Raw genomic sequence first — 20,249 nt, 5'->3', positions numbered from 1 at the left:
ATAAATGAGAAGGGCAATACAGGCGCTACCGCTAATTATATAGCGAGTCTGTAAATAATCTTTCATGGAAAACACCCTTTTCAATTTTTTAAAGTATATGATAAATTACTCGCAAAAATTAGTACTATTATACATGAGAAGTTTCTGTGATTTTTACTGGTTCTTTAACTGAGACAATAGGGCTATAAGTGAAAGTTTGGCCCAAAAAGAGAACATGAAGTTGTTCCCACGGTAGCATGCGTAAATTCCAGTTATTACGAAGCCGTGTTACAGCTTCCCTCGGCGTTTCATCTGCTAGCGCAAAAGTACCGTAGTGCATGGGAATGAAATGTGTAGCTTTTATATCTAGATAGGCTTGCACAGCTTCTTCTGGTGAAACGTGAGACACTTTCATAAACCATTCTGGTTCATAGGCACCAATTGGCATAAGTGCAATATCGATTGAAAAACGTTTGCCGATCTCTTTAAATCCTTGGAAATAACCACTATCACCACAAAAATAAATGGTTTCTGAAGAAGTCATATTATCAATGATCCATCCTCCCCAGTGAGAGGTGTTCATATCAAATAATGTTCTTCTCGTCCAGTGCTGGGCAGGTACGAAGTGAAAAGAGACTTCATCAATTGTTGTACTTTCCCACCAGTTGTATTCTTCTACATTGGTGAATTTTTTACGAGTAAATAATTTTTTTAGCCCAATAGGAACAAGGTATAAGGCATCATCATTTAGTTGACGAAGAGATGAAAAGTCTAAATGATCGTAATGACCGTGTGAAATAAGAACGATATCGATTTTAGGTAGTTCTTTTATAGTGAGCCCTGGCTCAGTAAGTCGTGGAACTAACTTTAATTTATTTGCCCATACTGGATCTGTTAAAATATTTAAGCCGTTCGTTTGAATGAGAAAAGTTGAATGACCAATCCATGTGACAGTCGTTTTTTCAAAGTTATTTAGTAGAAATTTACTTTGTTTAACAGGTGATTGTTCTACTAGAAAAGAAAAGTCTTTTTTGTTTTGCTTTCTCTCTTTACGCCAACGTAAGAAGGAGCGAATTGATTTTTTTGTACTTGCATTATCCATATTTTCATAGCGCTTTGCCATGAACATCACCTCATTTAAAATCGTTGTAGTTGTATTGTACCGAAATGTTGTTAAGGAATACAGTGTTTAACATGGATTAATGTTTAAGTAATTGGGGATTTATTTACAAATTTAACAATGAACTTCGTTTCGCAAATAATGGTTAGAGAAATAATAGTAGTAAAATATATTTTGTCTAGTAATTCGCTTGAAATAAAGAAGTAACATACGTAAATTCGTACGATTTCGTGAACAAATGATGTAAACAATTTTCTCATAGTGTTTACTTTTGTTATGATATACATAACTTACATAAATTAAGGATAGAGAAAAGAGGTTTAATAATGAAGCGTTATCAAAAGTTAATTGGTCTTATGGTTGTATTTTGTCTCTTTGTACTTGCAGGTTGTAGTAGTTCAGGGGCAAAACTCCGTAAACCGTTAAACTGGGATTTAGAAACTTTCCAATTTACAAATCAAGAAGGAAAGCCGTTTGGTACAAAAGATTTAAAAGGGAAAGTTTGGGTAGCTGATTTCATGTTTACAAACTGTCAAACAGTTTGTCCGCCAATGACTGCTAATATGGCGAAATTACAGAAAATGGCTAAGGAAGAGAAATTAGACGTTCAGTTTGTTTCGTTTAGTGTAGACCCTGAACTTGATAAACCAGAAAATTTGAAAGCATTCATTCAAAAGTTTACAGAGGATACAAGTAACTGGAACTTGTTAACTGGTTATTCACTGGAGGATATTACAAAGTTTTCAAAAGATAACTTCCAGTCGCTTGTAGATAAACCAGAGAATGGGCAAGTAATACACGGTACATCATTTTTCTTAGTCGATCAAAATGGAAAAGTAATGAAAAAATATAGCGGCATTAGCAATACGCCATACGAAGATATTATACGTGATATGAAGCGATTAGCTGATTAAAAAGAAGGGTGCTTAGCACCCTTCTTTTATTAGTATTCAGTCTATGGATAATATGTCATGCTGTTGTGGTAATTTCGGTGCGCGAATTTCTAATACACCGTTTTGATAAGAAGCTTTCGTTGCTTTTTTATTAATTAAATATGGTAACTTAATAATTCTTGACGCTTCTGAAATGGAACGTTCTCGGCGATAATAGTTATGAGATGTTTGTTCTTCTTCCGTCTCTTCAAGTATATCTTCTTTTACAGAGACTTTTAAGTATTCGCTTTGTATTTCAATTTGAATTTGTTCTTTTTGTATACCTGGTAGTTCGGCTGTAACGACGAGTTCGTCACCAACTTCGTATAAATCTACTGGGAATGTTAATAAACGGTTTCCTTTTTGGAAAAAATGATTTAAATCAGCAATTACGCCACGAAGAGGCGTTTGTTCGAAAAAATCATCAATTTGTTTTAAATAATTACGAACTGGTGGGCGAGAAGAATCTTTTTTTTCTTCACTCATGGTATTACCTCCTAGAAATCAATTTGCAATATCATATGACAAAAGCGGAGAAAGGTGAGTGCCTAGTTTTCATGTTTTCATAAAAAAATGTTAAAAATGTGAAATGGAGTGAGTTTTTTATAGTTTTTGGTCGCCATATTCAGTTGATTATGCTAGTATAAATAGGGTTGATATAGTAGTATTGAGACAGAATGAAAACTGAAAGAGGGTAAGAAGTATGTGTGGTTTTGTAGGATGTTTATGTGAAAACCCTAGAGAGTTTTCAGAAACAGAAAAACATCAATTTGAAAATATGAACACGATGATTTTCCACCGCGGTCCAGATGACGAAGGATATTTTCGTGATGAACATGTACAATTTGGCTTCCGCCGTTTAAGTATCATTGACTTAGAGGCAGGACATCAGCCGTTAACTTATGAAAATGATCGATATGTAATTATTTTTAATGGTGAAATTTACAATTATGTAGAACTACGTGAAATGTTACTTGAAAAAGGTGCAACGTTTGCTACACAATCTGATACAGAAGTTATCATTGCATTGTATGCACATATGAAAGAAAAATGTGTAGACTACCTTCGTGGTATGTTCGCATTTATGATTTGGGATCGTGAAGAAAAGACACTTTTCGGTGCACGTGACCACTTCGGTATTAAGCCTTTATACATCGCACAACAAGGTGATACTACATTCTTCGCATCTGAGAAGAAAAGTATTATGCATGTAATGGAAGACAAAGGGGTAAACCCAAAGTCACTACAACACTACTTTACGTACCAATATGGTCCAGAGCCAGAAACATTAACAATTGATGTTAACAAAATTGAGCCTGGTCATTACTTCGTAAAAGAAATCGGTAAAGAGATGGAAATCCATCGCTACTGGAATCCTTATTTCAACGCTTCAAGCGCAACGAAAGAGGAGCATATCCAAGCAATTCGTGATGTATTATACGATTCTGTAAAAGTACATATGCGTAGTGATGTACCAGTAGGTTCTTTCTTATCTGGTGGTATCGATTCATCTATTATTGCTTCTATCGCAAGAGAAATGAATCCAAATCTATTAACATTCTCTATTGGTTTCGAACAACGCGGTTTCAGTGAAGTTGATGTTGCGAAAGAAACTGCTGAGAAATTAGGAGTTAAAAACCATAACGTATTCATTACAGCGCAAGAATTTATGGATGAGTTCCCAAAAATCATTTGGCATATGGATGATCCTTTAGCGGATCCAGCAGCTGTACCATTGTATTTCGTTGCGAAAGAAGCGCGTAAACATGTAACGGTTGTTCTTTCTGGTGAAGGTGCAGACGAGCTATTTGGTGGATATAACATTTATCGTGAGCCAAACTCGTTAAAAATGTTCTCTTACATTCCTAGCCCAGGAAAGAGTGTTCTAAAGGCATTAAGTGGTGCTCTTAAAGAAGGGTTTAAAGGAAAAAGCTTCTTAGAGCGTGGATGTACGCCAATCGAAGAGCGTTACTATGGAAATGCGAAAATCTTCCGTGAAGAAGAGAAAGCTGAATTAATGAAGTATTACGATGAAAGTGTTAACTATATGGATATCACGAAACCATTGTATAACGAAATTAAAGATTATGATGATGTAAGTAAAATGCAGTACATTGATATGTTCACATGGTTACGCGGCGATATTTTATTAAAAGCTGATAAAATGACGATGGCAAATTCATTAGAACTTCGTGTACCGTTCTTAGATAAAGAAGTATTTGACGTTGCATCTAAAATTCCGACAGAATTTAAAATTGCAAACGGAACAACGAAAGCTATATTACGTGAAGCTGCTCGTGGAATTGTTCCGGATCACGTGTTAGATCGTAAAAAGCTTGGATTCCCAGTACCAATTCGTCACTGGTTAAAAGATGAAATGCACGATTGGGCTGTAAATATTATTAAAGAAAGCAAAACTGAGCATTTAATCGAAAAACAGTATGTATTAAACTTACTGGAAGCACATTGTGCAGATAAAGGCGATTATAGCCGTAAAATTTGGACTGTACTTGCGTTTATGGTATGGCATCAAATTTATGTTGAGCATAAATACGATACGAATAAGTTCCACGAAGAAACAAAGCGTGCGTATAGCTTAGTTTAATAAAAAACCTTAAGGTCGCATTCGATCTTAAGGTTTTTTTCATAAATTGCATTTATTATTGATACAATAATAGTAAAAGGATGGACAACATATGATTACGTTTGAGAAAGTAAATACAGAAAATGAAAGCGCTGTAAAAGAAATGTTTCACTCACACAGCTTAGATGAGAAAAAGGTTCAGTATTGTGTAAAGGCTGATGATACATATATTGGTGTAATAGATTATAGCGTTCAAGAAGAGAGTGCTATTTTGTCACAGTTAATTATTCATTTTGATTATCAAGGTTATGGATACGGGACAAATACGTATTTTACATTTGAAGAAATGATGAAACAGAGAAATATGAAAGAAATAAAAGTATTGCAAGAGATGTTTACGGAACAAGCTAAATCTTTCATAGAGGGATCTGGTTTTATTGAGGAAAATGGAATATATGTAAAGAAAATATAGTGAATATTGATTAGGTGATGATATGAATATAAGGTAGGTGGACGTATGACGATAACTTCTGGTCTTGTATTAGTTGGAGGTTGTTTTATAGTAGCAGAACTATGTCAGACTTTTATTCGGAAAAGAATGTATAAGAAGAGAAGACCATATGAATTACAATATATACCCGTGTTTGTAATTTTGTTTTGTATGCTATTTGTATTGCAAAACATAACGTATTTCCCACCTCTTTTGAACATCTTTTTGAAGTTTGGGTTGCTATATAGCGGCGGTGGGATATTTCTTTTATTTCTTTTATTTTGCATACGTTACATCCATTATCAATCGTATATATTCATTTTAAATTGGCTAAAGCAAAGCGATAGAAACCGCCTTACATAAGGGGGTTTTTTTATTTGTACTTGTAACGGAACTTGTACAATTAACATAAAATAGGACGAGTAGAAATGAAAGCTTATTACAATAAAGAAAGGAATGAAAAAGATATATGAAACTTGTTATAGACGCAGGGCATGGTGGATATGATTCTGGTGCTGTTGGTAATGGGTTAGTGGAAAAAGAGTTAACACTTCAAATTGCTAGACGTGTGCGAGATATTTTATCTGCAAATTACCCAATCAATATTAAAATGACACGTGATAGTGATGTGTTTATCTCTTTATCAGAACGTGCTAATATTGCTAATTCATTTGGTGCAGATTATTTTATCTCATTTCACATTAATAGTGGCGGTGGCACTGGATTTGAAAGTTATATTTACAATGCGCTATCTAATAGTAGTTCCGCATATGAAAAGCAACAAAAAATGCATGCAGCAGTCAATCCTGTATTAACAAAATATGGTCTTCGTGATCGAGGGGCAAAAAAAGCAAATTATGCGGTACTAAGGGAGACTGCAATGGATGCAATTTTAACTGAGACTGCTTTTATTGATACAACATTTGATGCTAATTTATTGAAAAATCCACAATTTATCGAAGATCTAAGTCAAGCATATGCAAACGGAATAGCAGCTATTTTTGGAGTAGCTCCAAATCCGAATCCTCCAAATCCACAACCTCCAAATCCTCAGCCAACACCACAAACGAAGGGGATTGCTTATATCCTTGGGGAAAATGTGAATTTAAGAAGTGGTCCATCAACGTCTTCTTCGGTTATTCGTCAACTAAACTCCCCAGAATCGTATGTCGTATATCAGGAAAGTAACGGATGGTTAGACTTAGGAAATGGACAATGGGTGTATAATGACCCTTCGTATATTAATTTTGTAAAGACGAGCAATAGTGATGGAAGCGCAATTGGTGTTGCATATATACAAGGAACAAATGTGAATTTAAGAAGTGGTCCATCAACATCTTCTTCAGTTATTCGTAAATTAAATAATCCGGAATCTTATTTAGTATATATTAATCAAAACGGTTGGTTGAACCTTGGTGGAAATCAGTGGGTGTATAATGATCCATCATATATTAAATATAATCAATATTAGGAAATGAATTTATGATGTAATATGAATGCGTATTTATGTATAACGTAGATACGCATTTTAAGAACGTTTATTGTTTTCATACTTATACACTTTATTTTAAAAATAAACATTTGAATAGCGGATAGAATCTAAATTGTATATATTAAAAAAGTTTTCTGATATACATTGACAATGTATGTAATATACATTAACCTTTAATTGTTAATGATAATCAATTTCATCTAGGAGGACATATGGTACATAGTAAAAAAATATTTATGTTATGCATTATGATACTTATGGTAATAATCGCAGGGTGTAGCAAAGAAGAGAAAAAAGGAAATGATCCATCAGCTAAAGCAAAAGATTCGTATACTGTAAAGCATGCAATGGGTGAAACAACAGTAAATGGTACACCTAAAAAAGTAGTTGTTTTAACAAATGAGGGTGCGGAGGCACTTTTAGCTGTTGGAGTAACGCCAGTTGGAACTACAAAACCACGTGCTGGTGATGAATGGTATCCTCATTTAGCGAAAGATTTAAAAGATACGAAAGTTGTAGGAACTGAGCGTGATATTAATTTAGAGGCAGTTATGAAGCTTAAGCCGGATTTAATTATCGGGAATAAAATGCGTCATGAAAAAATATATGAGCAATTGAACGAAATAGCGCCAACTGTATACGCTGAAACATTGCGCGGGGATTGGAAGGAAAACTTTACACTCTATACAAAAGCTGTAAATAAAGAAAAAGAAGGGCAAAAGGCTCTTGAAGATTATAAAAAACGTATTGAAGGAATGAAAGAGAAGTTAGGAGATAAATTGAATTCTGCAGTTTCTATTATTCGCTTCGTACCAGGTGATGTCCGGATTTATCAGAAAAACTCATTCTCAGGTGCTATTTTAAATGATGTTGGATTTAAGCGACCACCACTACAAGATAAAGATGAATTTGCGATAAAAGGAATTACAAAAGAGCAAATTCCGAATATGGATGGGGACTACATATTCTATTTTACATCTGATAAAGATGCAGATAAGAATAACGAAGGAAATACGTTAGCAAAAGAATGGACAGAAGATCCACTCTTTAAGCAGCTACAAGCTTCAAAAGACAATAAAGTATTCCAAGTGGATGAAGTAATTTGGAATACAGCAGGCGGTATTAAAGCAGCAAATTTAATGTTAGATGATATTGAAAAATATTTTCTGAAATAAATGAATGGTTGAGTGCATCACTTTAAATAGGTGATGTACTTTTTAATTTAGTTAAATACAGAAAATTCCTTCTTTTAAGTGTGGATAAGTTGTACAATAAAACCAATCATGGAATAAAGGAGTGGGAAGGAATGAAAGCTACTCATAAAGATTGGATTTTGTTTAACGGAAGAATTGTGAATACGAAGGAAGAACAGCCGATGGTCCCATTAGAGGAGAGGGGCTTTCAATTTGGTGATGGTATATATGAGGTTTTTAGGTTATATGATGGGAAGCCACATTTATTGGATTTACATTTGGAACGATTTTTTAATTCTATGGAAGAAATAAAACTAATTCCACCGTTTGCTAAAGAAGAGTTAGTGGAAGAGTTACATCAAATGATTGAAAGAAATCAATTTCAAGAAGATGGGAATGTGTATCTTCAAATATCACGTGGTGCTCAAGCACGAAATCATGTGTATGAAAAAGATTTACAACCAACATATTTTGCGAATATCGTTTCGTTTCCAAGACCTACTGCTACTATGGAACAAGGAATAAAGGTGACTGTCGAAGAGGATATACGCTGGAAGTTCTGCCATATAAAATCATTAAATCTGCTCCCTAATATCATGATTAAAAATAAAATAAACGAACAAGGCTACCAAGAAGCGATATTGGTGCGAGATGGAATTGTAACAGAGGGGTGTCATTCGAATTTCTTTATGGTGAAAAATAATAAATTAATTACACATCCGGCCGATCATTTTATTTTACATGGCATTACTCGTCACTACGTTATTACATTAGCGAAAGCGTTACATATAGAGGTAGAAGAGCGTGAATTTTCATTACAGGAAGTGTACGAATCCGATGAGTGCTTTTTCACAGCGACACCACTTGAAATATTCCCTGTTGTTCAAATTGGTGATGAGAAGTTTGGAAGTGGCGAAAGAGGACCAATTACGAAAAAACTACAAGCTGCATATGAAGAAAGTATTAGTTTGTTTAAAGTGACAAATTAATAATGAGGAAAAAAGCTGGTATTCCCCCAGCTTTTTTTCATGATATAATTCAACCATAGGACAAGTTTTGAAAACGCTGTAAAAAGGGGATTTAATGTATGAATTATGAAGATTTTAAAGAAGTAATTCACGGTAGACGAAGTGTTAGAAAGTTTACAGAACAAGAAGTATCCACTAGTGATATAAAAGAAATTATTGATTGTGCTCGTTATGCACCGAGTGATACGAACTCACAAACGTGGGAGTTCTTGGTCATTATGAACCGAGAGAAAATTAAAGAAATTGAACAAATGACATGGGATGCATTACATAAACTTGCAGCAAAAGCAGCAGAAAATGGAGAAGAGAAAGCAGGGAAATTACTTACACGTTCTTTCGGTCCATATGCGACAGCTTTCTCTGAGGCGCCAGTATTAATCGTATGTTTGGCAACACCATATGAATCAAAGTTTCGCGAAAAGATATTTGATCCAATTGCCTTCGTTCCTGATTCAGTATGGGAAGAGGAAGGAATTAAGAGTAGCTGTTTAGCAGCACAAAACTTAATGTTGGCTGCACATGCGAGAGGACTGGGTACTTGTCCAATGACAGGACCTGTATTATTAGCTCAAGATGAACTGCGACAATATTTACAAATTGAGCCTCAAAAACAAATTAATATGGTAATTTCACTCGGGTTTCCGAAAGATAAGCCGAAGAAACTTTCTCGAAAAGAAGTTGATGAGATTACAACATTTATTTTCTAAATGTTATGTGGAAAAGACATTGAAATAGCAATGTCTTTTTATTTTGAGTGGATATTTTTTAAGTGATTTGGGCTAAAATGATGAATAGAGTGGAATTACTATTTATTTCTTTTAAAAAATTAATGTTCTTAAAATGAAAGTATGGTACAGTAATCGTGAGCAAGCTAATATTTGTTCATGAAAGTGTTAAAAACTAGTTTTAAAATCAAGAAGTTATTTTTGTATAATAAATTATAATGAAATAACAGGGGGAATGAATTTTGAAGAAATTCATAATCGCTGGATTGTCTGTATTGTTATTAGTAGGCTGTGGTGCTCCAAAGGAAAAAGAAGATGCACAGTCAAATCAAGAAGAACAAGTTGTAAATGCAAGTGATGAGAATATGGTCGTATATCCTGAAGGAGCAGTGCCAGTCGGAGAAGGGAAAGTAAAAGTAACTACGCCAGATGGTACTTCTGAAAATGGCAATATACCAACTGTATTCATAAAAAAGGATACTTTAATTCAGCAAGTCGAATTAGAACTTTCCAATTTTCAAAATGATAAAGAAACATTTGTATTTGTAGATCAAATATTTGCAGATAAACATCAAGTAACTAGTACAACACAGACAACAGTACAATTAAAAGAAAAGACGCTTGAGACAGGTAGTCATACGATTACCGCAGCTCAGTTTGAAAACAATGACCCGAAAGGAAAAGTCATTAGCTTTAATCAAGCAACGTTTGAAACAAAGCCTGCGTCTTAATTATGGATAAAAAGTACATTACTTAAAGTGGTAGTGTACTTTTTAATTTGGATAGGATTAGGTTGTTGAGAATAATTTGTTTCACTTTCTAGTACGAATGAATAGGAAGAACTTATTCTTTACTATCATGTAAGAGGAAGGGATTGAAAGTTTGAAACGAGTTATTCGTATTTTCTTATTTATTATAATGTTTTCGGTCATTTGGTTTACTTTACAAGAGGCGGTTGAAGTTACGCTCAATTATCACATTCATGACTTGTTAATTGGAGCTGTATGTTTTGTCATTGTGTATCGGTTTTATCCCGCCTTAACGGACAATAAGAACCCCACCTGAAAATTCGGCACATGCGAGGAAGTTAGTTAGGTGGGAGTCGGGCTGCCCGTAAAAGCCCGATTGGTGAAGGATAATAACCCCCTATGATTAAAGTTTCACTTTATGATAAACTCGGATTAAGGTAAGTATTGATTTGGAAATGTAGGGATTTCATTTGAAATGTCGAATAGTACATACGATGTCGTAATAACAAATTTTCTATTGTTTACTGTGAAACAGAAGAAGGAGAGATTGTAGTTATGAAAAGAGCTCTTATAAATATTGATTATACATATGATTTTGTAGCTGAAAAAGGTGCTTTAACATGCGGGAAACCAGGTCAAGAAATTGAGAAGGAACTTGTAAGTGTAACGAAACAATTTATTGAAAAAGGTGATTACGTAGTATTTGCGATCGATAAACATGAAAACAATGATGTATATCATCCAGAAGCGAAATTGTTTCCACCTCATAATATAGCAGATACAAATGGAAGAGACTTATTCGGTGAATTACAAGAAGTATACGAAAAATATAAAAATGCTGAAAATGTATATTACATGGACAAAACACGTTACAGTGCTTTTGCAGGAACGGATTTAGAAATGAAGCTAAGAGAAAGAGGAATAGGGGAAGTGCATCTTGTAGGTGTATGTACAGATATTTGCGTCCTTCATACAGCAGTAGATGCTTATAACAAAGGGTTTCAAATTGTCGTTTATGAAAAAGCAGTAGCATCTTTTAATGCGCAAGGGCATGAATATGCACTTGGACATTTTAAATCTTGTTTAAATGCAGAAGTGAAGTGAAAAAAAGAGGCCTTCAAAAGGTCTCTTTTTCACATTTAAATAGAGACGACTTGCTGTTGAATTAACTTTTTAATGAACGGGCTAATCTTTTCTGGTAGCCCATTTAAATCAAAAAATTGTACATGTAATGATTCAGCTTCGCCTGCTTTTAACGAGGTGAGTATTGCGAACTTAAAAGAAAGTCCTTTATAAAAAATTCTATTGTAATATCCCTTTAGAGGATTAAAAAGGGTTATAGTAAATACTGAAGTTGAAAGATTGATGAAAGGATTATATTGTTGAAGATGAACAATGAATACAAATACATAGTTAAGAAAGTATGATTTAAGGTCAGGAGAAAAGATGTTCTGAAAACAAGTGTTGAGATGATAAATGCGTATTTACAATAAAGCAGCTTTGCATGAAATTTTCATTAGTAAGGAAGTGGATGGATGAGTTTATTAACGTATACTGAGGAGTTTTTTAATTATGTAAGGGAGTTTTTACTTTTAAGATTTTTACTATTTGCTTTAGTTCTTATCATTATTTCTTTTGTCATAAACCGCATTATTGATTGGTTTTTTAAAAAATCAAGCTTTTTTGATGAAGAGGTAGAGCAGACGATTCAAAGTGTTATTCGATCTATTTTTAGATATATCATTATCATCAGTCTGATCATATATTTAATTAGTCAATTTGTAGATATAAAAAGTATTATTGCAGGTGCAGGGATAGCGGGAGTTGTCATCGGTTTTGCTGCACAACAGATGCTAAAAGATGTCATATTAGGCTTCGCAAGATTAGCGGACAAAGAGTTTCGTGTTGGCGATTTTGTAACTTTTAACGGAACAAATTCAGGAACTATTGAGGAAATTAGTATTCGTTTTATGCAAATTCGTGAATGGTCAGGGAAGCTCCTTACCATACCACATGGAGAGATTAGAACGATACAGAATTTTAATAAAGGGTGGATGCGAGTTATTGAACGCATCACGGTAAGTTATCAGGAAGATCCTACAAGAGTTAAGGAATTGTTAGAAGAAGTATGTGTTATTTGTAATGAAAAATTGGACCAAAATCTTTATAGAGTAGATGATGAAGCTGTTGAACCATTTAAATATGTTGGAGTTACAGACTTAAATCCTAACCTTAAATATGTTGGATATGAATTTTGTATTACAGGTTTGATTAAACCTGAAGATTATTTTGAAACTTCCAGACAAGTAAGATTTGAATTAATGTCTATGTTCCATAAAAATCAAGTGCAAATGCCAGCAGCGAATATGTTCGTTAACACTGAAAGTTTACAGCATATTCATGGGGGACAATCTTTATCAGACAGTTAAAGAAAACTAGCTAATTTCTGTTTTTATTTAGAATTTGGATTTGAATGAACTGTAGGGGATATCTCCTGAAAAAGAGTTGAAGGAATTCAGCTCTTTTTTGTTTGTAGTATTTAGAAATTTCTTAATGTTATAATGGTAGTTGGTGATGAGAATGAACATAGATGAAAAAGAGATGCATCGTTTAGAAGCATTAAAAGAAATTGCTGAGTTACTAAATGAAGCGACAAACTTACAGGAAATGTTAGAAAAAGTGTTACATACATTATTACAAGTTATGAATTTACAAACAGGCTGGATATTCTTTATTGATAAAAGTGGAAAGCATCGTATGCTTGTAGACCAAAACTTACCACCAGCTCTTATGTGGCAAGAAAAGAAGCCGATGTGTGAAGGAGATTGTTGGTGTGTAGAACGTTTTGTGAACGGAAGATTGGAAAAAGCGACAAATATTATTGAATGTAAACGAATAGAGGATGCGATTGAATGTAATTGGGGAGAGACCGAAGATGTTACACATCATGCGACAATCCCACTAAGATCTGGATCAGAGAAATTTGGTCTATTAAATGTTGCCTCGCCCCATAAAACACATTTTTCTGAGGAAGAGTTAGCGTTATTAGAAGCGATTGCATTTCAAATTGGAACGACAATACAACGTATTGAATTAGTTGAGAAAGAACGGAAATATGTAGTTGTAGCTGAAAGAAATCGATTGGCTCGTGATTTACATGATTCCGTTAAACAATTGTTATTTTCAATTATGCTAACAGCGAAAGGGACTCTAAATATGACGAAGGATAGAGACTTGCAAGAGATGTTAAGTTATATTGGAGAATTATCACAGGAAGCATTACAAGAGATGACACTTTTGATTTGGCAATTAAGGCCTGAAGGATTAGAGAAAGGTTTAGCAGAAGCGATACAAAATTACGGAAAACTGTTAGGGATTCAAGTGGAAGTTCGAATTGATGGAATGGTTTTAATTGAAGATGAAATAGAAGAAGTTTTATGGCGTATAAGCCAAGAGGCATTACATAATTGTAAAAAGCATGCTTCGTGTGAAAAAGTATGTGTTCATTTAAGGATTGAAGATAATAAGCTGCACTTTTACATAGAAGATAACGGAATAGGATTTATACAGGATCAAGTAAGAGAGTCCGCACTTGGCTTGAAAAGTATGAAAGAACGAATTGAATTAATGAGGGGGATTTTTCGAATAAAAGCAGAACCAGAAAAGGGAACGAAGATAGAAATTCAATTACCGGTTTGAGAGGGAGAACGTCTGTGAAAATTAAATTATTACTTGTAGAAGATCATCATATCGTTCGAAGGGGACTTGTATTTTTTTTGAAGACGAGAGAAGAATTTGAAATTATTGGGGAAGCAGAAAATGGTGAAGAAGCATTAACATTCGTCCAAACAGAAAGGCCAGATGTAGTATTAATGGATTTATCAATGCCGAAAATGGATGGTATTGAAGCGACAAAACGTATAAAACAATACGATGAGACGATAAAGATACTTATGCTCAGTAGTTTTTCAGAACAAGATTATGTTTTACCAGCATTAGAAGCTGGGGCAGATGGTTATCAATTAAAAGAAGTGCAGCCAGATCAACTTGTTGCGTCAATCGTTGCGGTATATCAAGGAAATGCAAATTTTCACCCGAAAGTAACACCAGCACTATTAGGACGATCAGCAGTCAAGAAAGAAAAAGAGAATCCTTTTTCTATGTTAACAAAAAGGGAACAAGAAGTACTTCGTGAAATTGCGAAAGGAAGAAGCAATAAGGAGATTGCAGCAGAGCTTCATATTACAGAACAAACTGTGAAAACACACGTTTCTAACGTATTGGCTAAATTAGAAGTAGGTGATCGTACACAAGCTGCATTATACGCAGTAAAGCATGGGGAAAACTAGAAATAAGTATGAATAATTGTGTCATATGTTACGGTAGAATACATAGGAGCAAATAAAATCGCTAAATAAAGGTGTTTCTTCTTTCGATTATTAGGTACAATAAAGTGAAACTTTAATCAGTGGGGGGCTATCCCCACTGATTATTAGTTGAACCAATCGGGTTTTTACGGGCAGTTGATCTCCCACCTAACTCCCTTGCATTCATCGGATTTTGAGGTGGGAGTCTTACTGCCCGTTAATACGGGATAAAGCTACTATGGAAGGGGAAGATACGCTATGCCTGGTACAAAAAGTGGGATTGGAAAGATTCAGGCTTCGTTAAATGGTTTATCACCGAAATTACGAAGTATTGCCGAACATATTTTGAAACATCCACAAGATGTTGTACATAAATCGATTACGGAATTAGCGGAAGTTACGAATAGTTCCGAAGCAACGATATTCCGCTTATGCAAACACTTAGGTTTTCAAGGGTTCCAAGACTTGAAAATTACATTAGCTCGTGAGATTGTACATACCCCGATGCAAAATATTCATGAGGAAGTATCGGTAGAAGATAATATTGTCACTGTTGCTAAAAAAGTTTTTCATTCACATATTACAGGACTGCAAGATACATTACATTTGTTAAACGATAACGCGTTGGAACAGGCAGTAAGTGCGCTGAATGAAGCGAAACGAATTGAGTTTTATGGAAATGGTGGTTCAGGTATTATTGCGATGGATGCTTATCATAAGTTTATGAGAACGGGTATTTCTTGTATTGCTCATACGGATTCACATTTTCAAATTATGGGAGCTGGCTTGCTGACAAAAGAAGCAGTGGTCATTGCAATTTCTCATTCGGGCAGTAATAAAGGTTTACTTGAAGCGTTAGAAGTAGCGAAAGCAAGAGGGGCCAAAATTATTGCGATTACGAGCTATCAAAAATCGGCATTAAGCCAACTTGCTCATATAACATTATATACTTCGACGCGTGAGACGGAATTTCGTACAGAAGCAAGTTCGTCACGATTAGCGCAGCTTAGTTTATTAGATACTTTGTATGTGGGATTGTCATTGCAGCGACAAGAGGAAACACTACAAAATTTACAAAGTATACGTGAAACTATTTCGATGAAGCGAATATAAAAAGCTCTTCAAATGAAGAGCTTTTTATATTCGCGAGTAGTCTGTTGATATACCCTCTAGATCTACTTGTTCTAAGTGTCTATAGAAATATGCCAATTACCTATAATAATCTCTCATCTTTTAGACCATTCATTTTTTAAACCTCGATATTTTGCATATGAAATTTAACAAGTAGCTTGATACATCAAAATACGTATTGGGTAATAATTCAAATATTGTTCAATATTTTACAATAAGCTTATGGAATTCCATGTTATGATGAACCTGTAATGATGATTGAACACTTAAATTTGGTACAATAATTAGCCAAAATAGTGAGGACAGTAGTTGTGAGATAAACTCATTAAAACTCTAAAACACTAAAGGGGAGATCACATATGAAAGCAGTAGTAGTTAATAAAAACAGCAAAGCAAATATTGAAGTTATTGAAAAAGAATTACGTCCGTTACACTCGGGTGAAGCGCTAGTAGATGTAGAGTATTGTGGAGTTTGCCACACTGATTTACACGTTGCGAATCATGATTTTGGAAACACCGATGGCCGCATCCTTGGTCATGAGGGTGTAGGTATTGTTACTAAAATTGCTGATGATGTTACTTCACTAAAGATAGGTGACCGTGTAAGTATTGCATGGATGTTCCAATCTTGTGGACGTTGTGAATATTGCGTAACGGGGAGAGAAACATTCTGCCGTGAAGTGAAAAATGCTGGTTATTCAGTAGATGGTGGTATGGCTGAACAATGTATTGTTACAGCTGATTATGCGGTGAAGGTACCAGAAGGATTAGATCCTGCTCAAGCATCATCAATCACATGTGCGGGCGTAACTACATATAAAGCTATAAAAGTATCAGACATTAAACCTGGTCAACCTATCGTAATCTATGGTTGTGGTGGATTAGGTAACCTAGCTATTCAATATGCTAAAAACGTATTTGGTGCAAAGGTAATTGCAGTAGATATCAATGACGACAAATTAGCCTTAGCAAAAGAAGTTGGCGCTGATATGACTATCAATCCAATTTCTCAAGGTCCTGCTGATAAAATTGTTCAAGAGGAGTTTGGTGGTGCTTATGCTGCTGTAGTAACAGCAGTTTCTAAAGTAGCCTTCAACTCAGCAGTTGATGCAGTACGTGCTTGCGGTAAAGTAGTTGCGGTAGGTTTACCAGTAGAAACTATGGATTTAAACATTCCACGACTTGTATTAGACGGAATTGAAGTAGTTGGTTCTCTAGTTGGTACTCGTAAGGATCTGGAGGAGGCATTTACGTTCGGCGCAGAAGGAAAAGTAGTGCCAGTTGTTCAAACGTGTTCTCTAGATAAAGTACAAAATGTATTCGAAGAAATGGAACAAGGTAGAATTCAAGGGCGTATGGTAATCGATTTTAAACAGCATAATTGTGAGTGTAAATAATTCATTTTAAATATAAAAAGCATGAGTCTAGCAAAGGTCATTTAAAAAAGTTAGACGGCATAAAAAAGATGATCCCTCGTATTCAATAGGGATCATCTTTTTTATATTCTACTAATATCAATGCCAATTAATACTTGATTGATGAGACATGATTAAAGGTTCACTTTATCTACAAACGAAAAAGAATCTTTACTTTTAACAAATTTTTTATGATTTGGAACGGTTTGAATTGCTACAACTTGCGAATCTCTTGCTTTCAGTGCATCTTGAATCCCGATTGTCATAAGCTTAATAAATAGAATCGTAATAAAGAATGAAACGAGAGTATACAAAATAATCCACCATGAAATATTCATTTCATAACGATTTAATCCAATAAGGCCTGCCCAATCATTCGATAGAGAAACAGGTTTGAGTACTCCGTCATAGAGTTCACGCATTTGTATCCCACCAATTACAATATCAAGCAACGCTAAATGGATAACGAGTATGAGTGTTTGGACGATATGTTCCATAAATAACACAAATAAGCGATCAAGTAATAAGACTCGTAAGTGTTTTTTGATAATATGAAAACGGCTAGCACCCAGTAATTGTGAACTTAAAATGTAATCTCGTTTCATAAATTCATCAACCTCTGAGGAGATATATAAAGAAAGTGTAGGTAGAGCGACGAAAATAAGTACGAGAACTTGATAAAACGCAAATGAAATATTTGGATCTAATCTATCAGCATTTGATATGATTACAATATTAACGGGCGTGATGAGTATAAATGCGATAAATAAAGTAGGAATATAGTAAAAAACTTCTGAGCATGCCTGGAAAAATCTCTTGAATCTTGGAGCGTATAAACTCAAGAGGATTCCTATACATGTTCCGCATAAAATTCGAAAGAAGCTAATTGCCACGGCTAATAAAATGGTGAATTTTGCTCCTTCTACAATTTGTAAGAAAACAGACTCTCCAAAACGATCAGATCCAAAAGGCGGCATTAACAATGGCGAAAAGGGGGCCTTTCCAAGTAATTCGTTATTGTCATTGTAAAGTAACTGAGGAGGTTTTGGGATGTTATCTTTAAAGAACCAACTATAAATAAAACTAGCTGAAACAAGTATGAATAGATAAGTAAAGCCGATTAAAAATCGTTTTGATTTCCAAATAGATTTCATAATGCTGCTCCTTTCAATTGCTTTTTCCATCTATTCATCATGAATGAGATTATTTGAAAAATGGCATAAAACGGTAAAATAATCATAACAAGTATGATAAATGCAGCTGGAGGTGAAATAAACGCCTTCTTAAATAAAAATTGAATAATGCCTTCCATATTAAAAACAAATTCTAAAATGAATAAGTTAGAAAGTAAGAAAACAAAAATCGTTTTTAAATGATGAAAGAAGTGGATAGATATATTTTTGAATAAATGAATGCATAGTATATAACTTGATGAAAGTCCTTTTCCATATGCAACCTCTACGTAATGTTTTTCATGTTCTTCTTTTATGTATAACACCATCATCCGAAACATTTGTAATGTAGGTAAGACTGCTAAAGATAAAATAGGGAGTAAATAAGCTCGATTTTCATTAAAAGAAATAATGGTGACAGGAGATTCCCCGAATTTCTGAAGTACCCATATGAAAAATATTTGCAAACAAATCATCATCATCATATCAGGGACAGCTTCTAATATGAACACAATTCGGTTTATCCATTTTTTTATATAATCTTTTGCTAAAAAATAAAAAAATGCCATACTAGATGATAGAAAGAGTGCAAGCAAAAAGGCTATAAATAATACAGTAAATGAATATAGGTAAGGTTCTAAAACAGTTGGAAATAATGGTGTCTTTTTGAAATGACCAAATTTCGGGTCTGATCCCATAACTACTAATGATTCAGGGGAGAAAACCTGTTTTAACATAGTAACGATCTGATTAAAAAAATGAATTGGTTGAAAAGTGAATCCCTGTTGAGTGATAAATAAATAAGGTAAATTTAGTAATAGTAAGAGTGATAAAAGAATTGATGAAAGTTTTATTGTGAATTGAGATATTTTATATAACATTAAATCCCTCCGACATCTTTTTACAACATTATACAATAAAGATCATATTTTGTTTTGATTTTTCAGAAAAATATAAATACTATTAGATTTTATAGTATGGAACATATATTTACAAGGTAAAAAAGTGATAGTAGGCAGCCACGCCCTATGTCCATCAAACTAAGAAAACGAGAACTTATATATTATTATCTTTAGGTGGAGGGGAAAGAATGTTTGATAAATTAAAAAGGTTATTTAAAAAAGATAAAGAGAATGATTTAGAAGATGAGAGGTACATTTTGATTTCTGAAAGTGAGATAAATGAAGAATTAAAAAGAAAGATAGTTGAATTAGAAAGGTTAGGATCAGAATATAGTAAAGTTCTTCAAAAAAAATATATAAATGAATTTGAGAGAAAAGGAAAACGAAACCTAAAAATATGGGTTAATAGGGATATTGACGGAGATGAAATAGAAGACTTAAATTCTGAGAAATGTCTAGAAAAAGAATATCGTTCTGAAATAATAATAGATTTTAATGATGTTACTGTTGAAGATGATGAATATGCAGATTTCATACAGTTATGGTATTACTATGGTGGTTATTTTAAAGGTACTGGGACTTTATATGATACATCAAGAAATAATTTAGAAACAGACATTGAAACAGCTTTACAAACATTAATTGAATAATTAATGTATACTAGTCTCTCGTTTAATTAACGAGTTATGTAGTTGAACAAGAAATACAAATAATAATTAATCCTTTGTTAAAACGCTCTTTCTTTTTGTTCATTTATTAAGTTTATCTATATTAATTTATCAAACTTTATGTTCCCGTTACAAAATACGCTATTCATTCTGTAAAATCACAGGAAAGGATGGCGTTTTTGTATGTCTATTTCTGTATCCAATGAATTACAATTATTTGCTTGAGAAATTCAAAGCTTTTTATTTCCAAATATCTTACGAGAGATGTTGGTTTCGTGCAACGAACCAGCAAATACTAAACA

General features: G+C 33.9%; 21 protein-coding genes and 1 pseudogene. 17 read left to right on the top strand and 5 right to left on the bottom strand.

The annotated features are described in order from the left end of the window. Positions 1–127 precede the first annotated feature (127 nt). Positions 128–1,102 (bottom strand): MBL fold metallo-hydrolase, encoded by a 975-nt coding sequence (locus CQ058_RS02170; RefSeq protein ID WP_002189499.1) that lies wholly within the window; start codon positions 1,100–1,102, stop codon positions 128–130. Between the two features lie 323 nt (positions 1,103–1,425). Here CQ058_RS02170 and CQ058_RS02165 point away from each other — a divergent pair, with 323 nt between their 5' ends. Next, the gene (locus tag CQ058_RS02165; protein ID WP_002141632.1) at positions 1,426–2,013 is read left to right on the top strand and encodes an SCO family protein; all 588 of its coding nucleotides are present in this window, start codon (positions 1,426–1,428) and stop codon (positions 2,011–2,013) included. A 36-nt stretch (positions 2,014–2,049) separates the two neighbouring features. On the opposite strand, the gene CQ058_RS02160 is transcribed toward CQ058_RS02165, so the two are convergent. Next, a complete protein-coding gene (locus CQ058_RS02160) occupies positions 2,050–2,517 on the bottom strand; it encodes an Hsp20/alpha crystallin family protein (protein WP_002012708.1) in 468 nt (155 codons plus the stop codon). Positions 2,518–2,734: 217 nt separating this feature from the next. On the opposite strand from CQ058_RS02160, the gene asnB reads away from it, so the two are divergent. From asnB to CQ058_RS02110, 10 genes are all read left to right on the top strand, one after another. Continuing rightward, on the top strand, positions 2,735–4,636 hold the full coding sequence (gene asnB / locus CQ058_RS02155; RefSeq protein ID WP_002012706.1) for an asparagine synthase (glutamine-hydrolyzing): 1,902 nt from the start codon (positions 2,735–2,737) through the stop codon (positions 4,634–4,636). Between the two features lie 91 nt (positions 4,637–4,727). After that, positions 4,728–5,087, top strand: coding sequence for a GNAT family N-acetyltransferase (locus CQ058_RS02150; RefSeq protein ID WP_002031711.1), 360 nt, complete (start codon positions 4,728–4,730; stop codon positions 5,085–5,087). Between the two features lie 45 nt (positions 5,088–5,132). Beyond that, complete coding sequence (locus CQ058_RS02145) at positions 5,133–5,468, top strand: hypothetical protein (protein WP_078176649.1); 336 nt, start codon at positions 5,133–5,135, stop codon at positions 5,466–5,468. Between the two features lie 106 nt (positions 5,469–5,574). Next, positions 5,575–6,576, top strand: coding sequence for an N-acetylmuramoyl-L-alanine amidase (locus CQ058_RS02140; protein WP_002141633.1), 1,002 nt, complete (start codon positions 5,575–5,577; stop codon positions 6,574–6,576). Between the two features lie 233 nt (positions 6,577–6,809). Beyond that, entirely contained in the window at positions 6,810–7,772 is a 963-nt protein-coding gene (locus tag CQ058_RS02135) for an ABC transporter substrate-binding protein (RefSeq protein WP_105589420.1), read from the top strand. 131 nt (positions 7,773–7,903) lie between these two features. Continuing rightward, positions 7,904–8,779, top strand: a complete 876-nt coding sequence (gene dat, locus CQ058_RS02130; RefSeq protein ID WP_002189501.1) for a D-amino-acid transaminase — start codon at positions 7,904–7,906, stop codon at positions 8,777–8,779. Between the two features lie 98 nt (positions 8,780–8,877). Next, positions 8,878–9,525: a nitroreductase family protein gene (locus CQ058_RS02125; RefSeq protein ID WP_002012699.1), complete on the top strand. Its 648-nt coding sequence runs from the start codon at positions 8,878–8,880 to the stop codon at positions 9,523–9,525. A 260-nt stretch (positions 9,526–9,785) separates the two neighbouring features. Beyond that, positions 9,786–10,274 (top strand): putative periplasmic lipoprotein, encoded by a 489-nt coding sequence (locus tag CQ058_RS02120; RefSeq protein WP_002141637.1) that lies wholly within the window; start codon positions 9,786–9,788, stop codon positions 10,272–10,274. Positions 10,275–10,425: 151 nt separating this feature from the next. Then, entirely contained in the window at positions 10,426–10,608 is a 183-nt protein-coding gene (locus tag CQ058_RS02115) for a hypothetical protein (RefSeq protein ID WP_235713853.1), read from the top strand. Between the two features lie 239 nt (positions 10,609–10,847). Then, entirely contained in the window at positions 10,848–11,396 is a 549-nt protein-coding gene (locus CQ058_RS02110; protein ID WP_002141638.1) for a cysteine hydrolase family protein, read from the top strand. 35 nt (positions 11,397–11,431) lie between these two features. Here the strand turns inward: CQ058_RS02110 and CQ058_RS02105 are convergent. Further along, a pseudogene (locus CQ058_RS02105) lies at positions 11,432–11,551 on the bottom strand (NUDIX hydrolase); the annotation flags it as partial. A 276-nt stretch (positions 11,552–11,827) separates the two neighbouring features. Here CQ058_RS02105 and CQ058_RS02100 point away from each other — a divergent pair. From CQ058_RS02100 to adhP, 5 genes are all read left to right on the top strand, one after another. Beyond that, positions 11,828–12,721 (top strand): mechanosensitive ion channel family protein, encoded by an 894-nt coding sequence (locus CQ058_RS02100; protein ID WP_002141639.1) that lies wholly within the window; start codon positions 11,828–11,830, stop codon positions 12,719–12,721. Between the two features lie 151 nt (positions 12,722–12,872). Next, positions 12,873–13,991 carry a GAF domain-containing sensor histidine kinase gene (locus tag CQ058_RS02095; RefSeq protein ID WP_002141640.1) on the top strand — a complete coding sequence of 373 codons (1,119 nt, stop codon included), beginning with the start codon at positions 12,873–12,875 and terminating at the stop codon, positions 13,989–13,991. A 14-nt stretch (positions 13,992–14,005) separates the two neighbouring features. Then, positions 14,006–14,641 carry a response regulator gene (locus tag CQ058_RS02090; protein WP_002189502.1) on the top strand — a complete coding sequence of 212 codons (636 nt, stop codon included), beginning with the start codon at positions 14,006–14,008 and terminating at the stop codon, positions 14,639–14,641. A 276-nt stretch (positions 14,642–14,917) separates the two neighbouring features. Then, on the top strand, positions 14,918–15,772 hold the full coding sequence (locus tag CQ058_RS02085; RefSeq protein ID WP_002012688.1) for a MurR/RpiR family transcriptional regulator: 855 nt from the start codon (positions 14,918–14,920) through the stop codon (positions 15,770–15,772). A 377-nt stretch (positions 15,773–16,149) separates the two neighbouring features. Then, entirely contained in the window at positions 16,150–17,187 is a 1,038-nt protein-coding gene (adhP, locus tag CQ058_RS02080) for an alcohol dehydrogenase AdhP (RefSeq protein WP_002141642.1), read from the top strand. 152 nt (positions 17,188–17,339) lie between these two features. Here the strand turns inward: adhP and CQ058_RS02075 are convergent, their stop codons facing one another. Further along, positions 17,340–18,359: an ABC transporter permease gene (locus CQ058_RS02075; protein ID WP_002189503.1), complete on the bottom strand. Its 1,020-nt coding sequence runs from the start codon at positions 18,357–18,359 to the stop codon at positions 17,340–17,342. Continuing rightward, a complete protein-coding gene (locus CQ058_RS02070) occupies positions 18,356–19,258 on the bottom strand; it encodes an ABC transporter permease subunit (protein ID WP_002012684.1) in 903 nt (300 codons plus the stop codon). Before CQ058_RS02070 ends, CQ058_RS02075 begins: the two co-directional genes overlap by 4 nt. 209 nt (positions 19,259–19,467) lie before the next feature. On the opposite strand from CQ058_RS02070, the gene CQ058_RS02065 reads away from it, so the two are divergent. Beyond that, positions 19,468–19,929 (top strand): hypothetical protein, encoded by a 462-nt coding sequence (locus CQ058_RS02065; RefSeq protein ID WP_002189504.1) that lies wholly within the window; start codon positions 19,468–19,470, stop codon positions 19,927–19,929. Positions 19,930–20,249: the final 320 nt, after the last annotated feature.

The organism is Bacillus sp. MYb56, from assembly GCF_002976445.1.
GTDB classification, from domain to species: Bacteria; Bacillota; Bacilli; order Bacillales; family Bacillaceae_G; genus Bacillus_A; species Bacillus_A mycoides.
Note: the sequence above shows the minus strand (reverse complement) of the source record. Positions and strands in the feature narration are given on the sequence as shown.

What these genes read in the sequence shown, in the direction of transcription:
- CQ058_RS02170 (WP_002189499.1), bottom strand. Translation starts at nt 1,102, where the DNA reads ATGGCAAAGCGCTATGAAAATATGGATAATGCAAGTACAAAAAAATCA.
- CQ058_RS02165 (WP_002141632.1), top strand. Translation starts at nt 1,426, where the DNA reads ATGAAGCGTTATCAAAAGTTAATTGGTCTTATGGTTGTATTTTGTCTC.
- CQ058_RS02160 (WP_002012708.1), bottom strand. Translation starts at nt 2,517, where the DNA reads ATGAGTGAAGAAAAAAAAGATTCTTCTCGCCCACCAGTTCGTAATTAT.
- asnB (WP_002012706.1), top strand. Translation starts at nt 2,735, where the DNA reads ATGTGTGGTTTTGTAGGATGTTTATGTGAAAACCCTAGAGAGTTTTCA.
- CQ058_RS02150 (WP_002031711.1), top strand. Translation starts at nt 4,728, where the DNA reads ATGATTACGTTTGAGAAAGTAAATACAGAAAATGAAAGCGCTGTAAAA.
- CQ058_RS02145 (WP_078176649.1), top strand. Translation starts at nt 5,133, where the DNA reads ATGACGATAACTTCTGGTCTTGTATTAGTTGGAGGTTGTTTTATAGTA.
- CQ058_RS02140 (WP_002141633.1), top strand. Translation starts at nt 5,575, where the DNA reads ATGAAACTTGTTATAGACGCAGGGCATGGTGGATATGATTCTGGTGCT.
- CQ058_RS02135 (WP_105589420.1), top strand. Translation starts at nt 6,810, where the DNA reads ATGGTACATAGTAAAAAAATATTTATGTTATGCATTATGATACTTATG.
- dat (WP_002189501.1), top strand. Translation starts at nt 7,904, where the DNA reads ATGAAAGCTACTCATAAAGATTGGATTTTGTTTAACGGAAGAATTGTG.
- CQ058_RS02125 (WP_002012699.1), top strand. Translation starts at nt 8,878, where the DNA reads ATGAATTATGAAGATTTTAAAGAAGTAATTCACGGTAGACGAAGTGTT.
- CQ058_RS02110 (WP_002141638.1), top strand. Translation starts at nt 10,848, where the DNA reads ATGAAAAGAGCTCTTATAAATATTGATTATACATATGATTTTGTAGCT.
- CQ058_RS02100 (WP_002141639.1), top strand. Translation starts at nt 11,828, where the DNA reads ATGAGTTTATTAACGTATACTGAGGAGTTTTTTAATTATGTAAGGGAG.
- CQ058_RS02095 (WP_002141640.1), top strand. Translation starts at nt 12,873, where the DNA reads ATGAACATAGATGAAAAAGAGATGCATCGTTTAGAAGCATTAAAAGAA.
- CQ058_RS02085 (WP_002012688.1), top strand. Translation starts at nt 14,918, where the DNA reads ATGCCTGGTACAAAAAGTGGGATTGGAAAGATTCAGGCTTCGTTAAAT.
- adhP (WP_002141642.1), top strand. Translation starts at nt 16,150, where the DNA reads ATGAAAGCAGTAGTAGTTAATAAAAACAGCAAAGCAAATATTGAAGTT.
- CQ058_RS02075 (WP_002189503.1), bottom strand. Translation starts at nt 18,359, where the DNA reads ATGAAATCTATTTGGAAATCAAAACGATTTTTAATCGGCTTTACTTAT.
- CQ058_RS02070 (WP_002012684.1), bottom strand. Translation starts at nt 19,258, where the DNA reads ATGTTATATAAAATATCTCAATTCACAATAAAACTTTCATCAATTCTT.
- CQ058_RS02065 (WP_002189504.1), top strand. Translation starts at nt 19,468, where the DNA reads ATGTTTGATAAATTAAAAAGGTTATTTAAAAAAGATAAAGAGAATGAT.